This window comes from Paraburkholderia sp. Ac-20342 (assembly GCF_017104985.1).
Classification (GTDB): Bacteria; Pseudomonadota; Gammaproteobacteria; order Burkholderiales; family Burkholderiaceae; genus Paraburkholderia.
In genome coordinates this window covers 20,939-28,262 of sequence record NZ_JAAGPQ010000096.1, presented here as the reverse complement: position 1 = coordinate 28,262, position 7,324 = coordinate 20,939, and the positions used below count along the sequence as shown (strand labels likewise).

Below are 7,324 nucleotides of genomic sequence, written 5' to 3'. Positions count from 1 at the left end.
TCGTGATAGAACGCGGACAGCGCGCCGACCGCGGCGACCAGAATCGCCATCGGGTGCGCGTCGCGGCGGAAGCCGCGGAAGAAGAACTGCATCTGCTCGTGCACCATCGTGTGCTTCGTGACGGTGTTGACGAATTCGGCCTTCTGCTGCGCGTTCGGCAGTTCGCCCTTCAGCAGCAGGTAGCAGCTTTCGAGGAAGTCGGCATTCTGCGCGAGGTTGTCGATCGGATAGCCGCGATACAGCAACTCGCCCTTGTCGCCGTCGATATACGTGATTTCGGAATTGCACGACGCCGTCGACATGAAGCCCGGGTCATAGGTGAACTTGCCGGTCTGTCCGTACAGTTTGCGGATGTCGATGACGTCCGGGCCCAGCGTGCCCTGATAGATCGGTAGATCGATGGTCTGATCGCTGTCGGAGAAGCTCAGCGTTGCGTGTGTCTTCGAATTCATCTGGATCTTCCTTTTGCTTTGATACCGAACACGTGCCGGCATGCATGAGGGTCGGACAGGCAAGCGCGACATCGGCGCGCTCGGAGAAATACGGGCATGCTCAGGCTCGCCACGCATTCTACGGGCCGAGGCCGCATTGATTGCGACGATTGACTGCAACAATCCATCTCGATGCACGCAACATTCGTTGCCGGCGCACGTCTGTTCGTCGTCCGCGAACGCACGCCTCGCGGTTCCCCCGGGTCGCCTTCGCGCGCCTCAGCGCATTGCCAGCTAAATGAAAGTCAGCATCATCGTTGCAACAATGTTTTGCGGCGCGCGCACTGCGCCGGCCCGCATCCATCTGCGATACTCGGTCCGTGCTTTGACGTTACGGCCCGCTATCCGATGCGGGCTTTTTGAACAGATAGAAAAACAGGAAGGACACGATGAACGCATCGCTCGAAACGCTGTTCCCGGACCACATCCATACCGAAGACAGCACCGTTACCGCGCTCAATCACCAGGACATCGTCGTCGCGTTGTCGGCGGCGCTGAAGACGCAGGACGTCGCCGTACTGCACATGCTCTATCCGCGCACCGACGCGCGCACGCATCGCAGTCTCGATACGCTCGTGGACGTATTGCACGGCCACGGGCTGCATGAAGTCGCTGACCTCATCGCACAGGAAGCGCACTATCTGCTGTTCAAGGACCCGGCCAAAGCATGGAAGGTGTTCCATGAAATTCGCAACGACTCGCTCGCGATCGGCGTGCATCTCTACTATCACGGGCTCGTCGGCGAAGCAGCCGAACGCGCGCTCGACAAGGATGCGCATCGCAAGGCATAAAGACGTCATGCGTCTCGCGGGAGATCGGTGAAGCGCACAACCACCGATCGCCCGTGATGTTCTCACTGCAACCGCATCTTCAGCGCATGCTCATGGCCTCGACGAATTCGTCGACATAGCGATTGAACGCCGACGGGTGCGCGAGATTCATGCCGTGCGACGCGCCGCGCACCGTCTCGCGGCGCGCATCGGGCAGCCATCCCTGCAATGCAGTCACGGTGCGCCGGAACATGTCGGGGCTCTTCTCGCCATCGATCAACAGCACCGGGCAACGCACCTCAGCCGCTTCCTCGGGCACGTACGTAGGCAGCGGATCACGGAATTGCCGCGCGAGCGTGTGCGCATTGTCGGTCGCCATGCGGCGAAAGCCTGGCGTGCTCATGGCCCAGAAACCAGGGCGGCTCACCGAATCGACGAACAGCTGCAGGCCCGCTTCCACCTCGCCCGTTTCGATCAACTGCGCCGCTTTCGCGCGCAACGCGTTGACCGTTTCCGGCAGACGCGCGGGCGGACGGCCGGCAATCTGCAATGGCCCGCCCGGATCGGCAAGTGTCAGCGTGCGCACGTGCTCGGGATGACGCCGCGCGAAATGGAACGCCACACAGCCGCCACGCGAATGCCCGACCACGTGCGCCGGTCCCGCGCCGAAACGCTCGATGAATTCCGCGACTTCGTCCGCGTGTCCGCTCCAGCTGAACGGCAGGTCCTGGCCGCTGTCGGTCACCGGCCAGTAATGCGTGAGGCTCACCGCGACACAGCGATAGCGCTTCGACAGACCGGCAAGCTGCGGCTGCCAGTAGCGGTAATCGCATAGCGAGCCGTGCACGAACAGCAGCAATTCACCCTCGCCAGCTTCGACATAGGGCATGCGCAAACCGTTCTGCAATTCGATAAAGGATGACGAGGGCGAGGCGGAGGAAGTGGACGAGGCAGACGAAGCGGAAACGGATTGATTCACGAGTGGTTCACGGGCGGCGTGGCGCTACGCGGATTCGGCGGCCCCAGCAAAAAAGCGTTGAAAAAAGAAGCGCATTGGCATCCCTGAAAGGGGGACGTGGGACGTATTGTCACATAAGCGCTGTCGAACGCTTCAATCAGCCCGCATGGGCTGGCTCATCGACCTGCTCACCGGCACGTCATTGCGCAAGGGTGCTAACGCGAACGCACCAACAAACACGCACGAGCCCCGCCCCGCTCACTCGAACCCGGCTTCGTCAAGCAGGCCCGTCGCGGCGGCCGCCGCTGCGCCGCGCACCGCGCAGGTCAGCGGTTCGTCGGCGACATACACGTCCAGCCCGATTTCATCGGTGAGGCGTTGTCCGAGGTTGCCGAGCAGCGCGCCGCCACCGGTCAGCACGATGCCGTTGTGCGCGATATCGGTGACCAGTTCGGCCGGCGCCAGTTCAAGCGCGCGTTTCACCGCGCCGATCACCTGACGCAGCGGCCCCTCGATCGCCTCGGCGACATCGCGGTTGCTCAGTTGTACCGTGCGCGGCAAGCCGTCGTCGACGCTGCGGCCGGTCGCGCTCATCTGTTCGAGCGGCACGTCGTGCACGGCCGAGCCGATGCTCTTCTTCACGTGCTCGGCCGTCTGCTCGCCGAGCAGCACGCCGTAGAGATTGCGCACGTAGCTTACGATGGCCGCGTCGAAATTGTCGCCGCCGACGCGCACCGAGCCGCTATACGCGGCGCCGCCGAGCGCGATCACGCCGACTTCTGTCGTGCCGCCGCCGATGTCGACGACCATCGAGCCGATCGCCTCGCTCACCGGCAAGCCCGCGCCGAGCGCCGACGCGAGCGATTCGCCGATCAGGCTGACCTTCCACGCGCCGGCCGCCTCGGCGGCCTCGCGGATCGCGCGCCGCTCGACCTGGGTCGCCCCTTCGGGCACGCACACCGTGAACGCGGCGCGCCGGCTGAACAGCGAGCGCGGACGCGCCATGTCGACGAATTGCCGGATCATCTGTTCGGCGGCCGAGAAATTGGCGATTACGCCGTGGCGCATCGGCCGCACCGCTTCGAGATTGAGCGGTGCGCGGCCGAGCAGCTGACGCGCCTCGGTGCCGACCGCTGCGATGCGCTTCGGTCCGGTTGCCGGCTCTTTCTCGAAGCAGACCACGGACGGCTGGTTCACCACGATGCCGCCGTCGTCGGTATAGATGAGCGTATTGGCTGTGCCGAGGTCTACCGCCACGGAGTGACGGAACAGTCGCTCGAAAAGCGGGTAATGCGGCGTCGATGTGGCCATAGGCAGGCTCTGATATGTCGTGATCCACCGTCTCAGGCGGGTCTGGAATGCGCCCCCGGTGCTCCGAACCGCGCGCCACGCCCGGCTGGGCGTTGCGCTTGCGCGCGGTGAAGATGATTCTCGATCCATTAAGCCTGTAACGGCAAGCGGATCGAAACCTTTAGAGACACTTTCGATCAGCGCTGTGTCAATTGCGCGACACAGCATCGAGCGCGCGCTGCAGCGCCGCGCCGCCGAGCGCGACGCCTTCGCCGGTGATCGTGTGGCCGACGCCGGGCAGCGCATAGGCATCGACCGGATAACCAGCCGCGCTGAACGCGGCGGCGGCGTGCTCGAGTTCGCGCACCGGGATCACGTTGTCGTCCTCGCCGTGGATCAGCGTGAGCGGCGTGGCGCGCGGTGTGTCGTTATGCGCGGTGATGGCAGAGGCGAGCCGCCCCGAATAGGCGACGACCGCCGCGGCTCCCTGCGGATTTTCCGCGACATGATGCAGCGCCATGATGGAGCCTTGCGAAAAGCCGACGAGCGCGAGTTTTTCGAAAGACAGCTGGCAGCGCGCGAGTTCGGCGTCGAGCACGCGCCGCAGCGCCGGATACGCGGCGGCGACGCGCGCCGCGCGGTTCGCCTCGCTGACGTCGCGCAGGCTGAACCACTGACGGCCGCCGAAGCCACCATCGAACGGCTCGGTGCCGTCGAGCGACACGAACGCCGCCTTGGGCAGGCTCTCGCTCCAGATATCGGCAAGCGGCATCAGGTCACGCGCATTGCTGCCGACACCGTGCATCAGCACGACGAGACTCGTTGCGGGCGCATTCACCGGCGCGCGCCGCCAGCCATGTTCGAATTGTTCCCAGTTCATGGGGGGGTCCTTTCTAGCGTTGGATTCGTGGTGGGTTGCGCGGCCCTGCTGCTGAACGCGAAGACGACGCGTGGGGCCTCAGGCGCGAGCATACGCTGCGGGGTGGGTTTGTGCTGGGAAGGCGGAATTTTCGTGTTCGGGGCGGAGTGAGACTCACATGGCTGGATTCGACACGATGGCGACCTTGCCGCCGTGGTCGGTGGTGTCGTCAAATCGAATCAAACCCATGCCGTTGCCCTGAGTCAGTTTGCTGGGTCGTTTTTCTTCGCGGGGACGATTTCAGGCGTGCGCGGCAACGGTGGCGCACCGGGTAGGTCAAAGCGGGCTTCCCATCGACGGGTGCCATCGGGGTCGGCATGCTCGGCACCCGGCACGTTGGTGTGCAGCGAGGGGGGAACGGGGTTGCGCAGCACACGTAGCACGCGATTGACGAACACGTAGGGTTCGGGAAGTCCCTCTTCAGGCGCGCCGAGGCGGGGGAAGTCGCCCGCGCGGATCAGCAGGCAGTGGCCGATCCTCTCGATGCCAATGTCAGGCCGTGCCAGTTGGGCTCGCACGGCCGCTTCCCCGCCGAGGCGGTCGACAAACAGGTCGCCGATAAGGGTGTACCAGTTCACGCCCTTGATGAAGCCGTAATGCCCGACTTTGGCGCCGGGACGAATATCTTCATAAATCGCCGTCATGTGGTCGGTCGATTGACCCTCGTACGACATGGTGTCGTATTCCTGCTTTTGTAGAAAGGCATAGCTGTCGATTTCCAGCCCGCTGAACCGCTGCGCGAGCGCCCATTCCTGCGGCATGTACTCGTGGAAACTGTACGGCAGGATGGATGAGAATCCGCCGTAGCCGCCCCGCACCGGAAGCTGTTCGCAGACGAAGCGCAGGAACGCTTCGTAGCTCCGGACGCCTTCGGGCGTGTTCACGAAATCCATCGGCATCCAGAATTTGAGGTAGGACAAGCCACAGTCCTGCCCTTTCTTCACGAAAAATCCTGACGGATCGGTATAGTCCTCGGCTACCGCCACATCGGTCAGCGTCTCGATCTGATAGGCCGCAGCGCTATCCTCATCGATCGCGCTGGAGCGTACGACTTCCAGCTTGACCTCTGGCGGGACTTCCAGAATTGCCCGGCGGATCGCCTCGACCCCGCGTGGTGTCTTCCGGCTGAAGCGGCCGTCATCGCCATTCCTGCCGCCTTTCAGGTAGTGACCAAACAGTTGTTCGAAACGGTCGAAGCAGGCGAACAGTCCCCGGCGTACATCGGGCTTCGAACCGCGCTCGAAGAACACCGTGCCGATGACGCCCGGGAAGATCACCAGCCCGCCCCGGTTGTCGTGCTGACATAGTTCCTCGCCATAGCGGCTGAAGGCTTCCGCCGGTGTCAGCACCGGCTTTTTATGGGAAGAATTCATCATGTGATCCGTTTGCAGTAAAAGAGAAATTGGGTGGACTGGTCAGTGCCGCCATCAGCGCCGCGTCGCCCGCTGTCGCGGTGATCGCCACCAGCGCGGCCAGCGCGCCGACCAGAGCCTGCGTCAGCACGACGGGAACGAGGACCCCATCGATGACGAGGACAACCACGGCCATCCCCCCGGACATGGTGATGCACACCTGTCCCCAGTCGATCTGCCGCAGTTGCTGGACGGTCAGGTCGGTCTGCTGTCTGATCTGCTGCCATGCGGCCTTGAGTTCAGCAGTGGTGTAGCGCGACACGGCCTGGTTTGTGTCGTCGAGGTAGTGCCATTCATGGTCATGGCCAGCGGCACTCGCTTCCGTTATCCACCGGCCCTGCTCGAACAGCCACTGCGCGCTCTGACGCAGCCAGGCCTGGGTGTCGGCAGAAAGCTCGCGGACCCCTTGTGCCGCCGTATCCCACAGCGCCGCCACACCGCTCGCGGCCGAACCGGCTGCGCCCTCCAGCGCGCTCCACGGCTCGAACCATGCGGCTTGCGGGACGGGGATCTTCGAGCGGAGCCGGGCGCGCAGCAGCAGCCTGCCGGCGACCTTGCCGAGGAACCCGGCGGCAATGGCCGCCTCGACCAGCTCTTTCGCATGCTCCTCACCGCCCGAGACCTTCAGCACAGTCATGTGGTGGTTATCGCCGGCTATCCCTACATAGTCTTCTTCCTGTCCCTTTCCCCAGGTGTCTCCCGGAAACTTGACCTCGACGAGCCTCAGCAGGTTCGGCCACTGCGCCATGCCGTCGTGATCGACTGCTCCGCGCCCTGGCCACCGGTTGCCCTCGTTCTCGACGATCACCACATCCGGGCGGCGGACTTCGCCCGCAAGGCTGCCGGGCAGAGGAAACGGGTTCTGGCTGTGGCGGCGCCCGGGGGTGTCGCCGTCGGTCTTGCTCAGAAAAGGAATTGGCGCTTTTGCATGTCTGCTTGTTATCCATGGCCGCATATCAAACGACACTTCAGCCTTATACCGCCAGCAGAACTCATGCTTCCTCTCATCCGCGCGAATCGCCGCGCTCATTGCAATCTGCTTGAGCAGGCTCGTTCCCACGAGGCCATCCGGTCTCTGCACCCGCAGTACCTCGGGCCACCACATCGCCGAGCGGATTTTTTCTTCGAGGTAACCAATCGCCTGATGCGGAAGACGGACGTATTTGGGTATGTCCTCCCGAATGGTCACTGTCGTGTCAAAGGGAATCATCTGTGCTGTCATAACCCCATGCTCTCCTTTCCGTCCGCGTTATTCGGCGATGTAGCCGGCAAAAAACTCCATCCGTACACCTGACGTTTTCCTGGTGTACCTTCGGCCATGACACCACCGGTTCCCCTGCTATTCAGCGCGTGGTTCTTCGCGCCGCTCCCACGGCGGCAACCCCGAGCGGCGCACCCGGGGCCGGATAGGCCAGGCTTGCGGATGCATGGCGTGTGATCGTTCCCAACTTCTCACGGAAAAGCAACGACACGATTCTGCAAAC

Annotated in this window: 7 protein-coding genes; 1 reads left to right on the top strand and 6 read right to left on the bottom strand. The window is 63.5% G+C overall.

Going from position 1 to position 7,324, the window contains the following annotated elements:
• Positions 1 to 452, bottom strand: a 452-nt coding sequence (locus G3N58_RS28340; RefSeq protein ID WP_277396991.1) for a citrate/2-methylcitrate synthase, incomplete at its 3' end; no start/stop codon positions are given.
• A 428-nt stretch (positions 453 to 880) separates the two neighbouring features.
• Between G3N58_RS28340 and G3N58_RS28335 the strand changes: the two genes are divergently transcribed.
• Positions 881 to 1,282 carry a hypothetical protein gene (locus G3N58_RS28335; protein WP_167041620.1) on the top strand — a complete coding sequence of 134 codons (402 nt, stop codon included), beginning with the start codon at positions 881 to 883 and terminating at the stop codon, positions 1,280 to 1,282.
• Positions 1,283 to 1,361: 79 nt separating this feature from the next.
• Here G3N58_RS28335 and G3N58_RS28330 read toward each other — a convergent pair whose 3' ends face one another.
• The 5 genes from G3N58_RS28330 to G3N58_RS28310 form a co-directional block, all read right to left on the bottom strand.
• Positions 1,362 to 2,150 carry an alpha/beta hydrolase gene (locus tag G3N58_RS28330; RefSeq protein ID WP_206000842.1) on the bottom strand — a complete coding sequence of 263 codons (789 nt, stop codon included), beginning with the start codon at positions 2,148 to 2,150 and terminating at the stop codon, positions 1,362 to 1,364.
• A 327-nt stretch (positions 2,151 to 2,477) separates the two neighbouring features.
• Positions 2,478 to 3,530 (bottom strand): rod shape-determining protein, encoded by a 1,053-nt coding sequence (locus G3N58_RS28325; RefSeq protein WP_167041617.1) that lies wholly within the window; start codon positions 3,528 to 3,530, stop codon positions 2,478 to 2,480.
• A gap of 187 nt (positions 3,531 to 3,717) precedes the next feature.
• A complete protein-coding gene (locus tag G3N58_RS28320) occupies positions 3,718 to 4,389 on the bottom strand; it encodes a dienelactone hydrolase family protein (RefSeq protein ID WP_167041614.1) in 672 nt (223 codons plus the stop codon).
• A 242-nt stretch (positions 4,390 to 4,631) separates the two neighbouring features.
• Positions 4,632 to 5,804, bottom strand: coding sequence for a type VI immunity family protein (locus G3N58_RS28315; protein ID WP_241017262.1), 1,173 nt, complete (start codon positions 5,802 to 5,804; stop codon positions 4,632 to 4,634).
• Complete coding sequence (locus G3N58_RS28310) at positions 5,785 to 7,062, bottom strand: VRR-NUC domain-containing protein (RefSeq protein WP_206000840.1); 1,278 nt, start codon at positions 7,060 to 7,062, stop codon at positions 5,785 to 5,787. The genes G3N58_RS28315 and G3N58_RS28310 overlap by 20 nt, the downstream gene beginning before the upstream one ends.
• Positions 7,063 to 7,324: the final 262 nt, after the last annotated feature.

Coding starts and splice junctions, on each gene's coding strand:
- G3N58_RS28335 (WP_167041620.1), top strand. CDS start 881: ATGAACGCATCGCTCGAAACGCTGTTCCCGGACCACATCCATACCGAA.
- G3N58_RS28330 (WP_206000842.1), bottom strand. CDS start 2,150: ATGCCCTATGTCGAAGCTGGCGAGGGTGAATTGCTGCTGTTCGTGCAC.
- G3N58_RS28325 (WP_167041617.1), bottom strand. CDS start 3,530: ATGGCCACATCGACGCCGCATTACCCGCTTTTCGAGCGACTGTTCCGT.
- G3N58_RS28320 (WP_167041614.1), bottom strand. CDS start 4,389: ATGAACTGGGAACAATTCGAACATGGCTGGCGGCGCGCGCCGGTGAAT.
- G3N58_RS28315 (WP_241017262.1), bottom strand. CDS start 5,804: ATGATGAATTCTTCCCATAAAAAGCCGGTGCTGACACCGGCGGAAGCC.
- G3N58_RS28310 (WP_206000840.1), bottom strand. CDS start 7,062: ATGACAGCACAGATGATTCCCTTTGACACGACAGTGACCATTCGGGAG.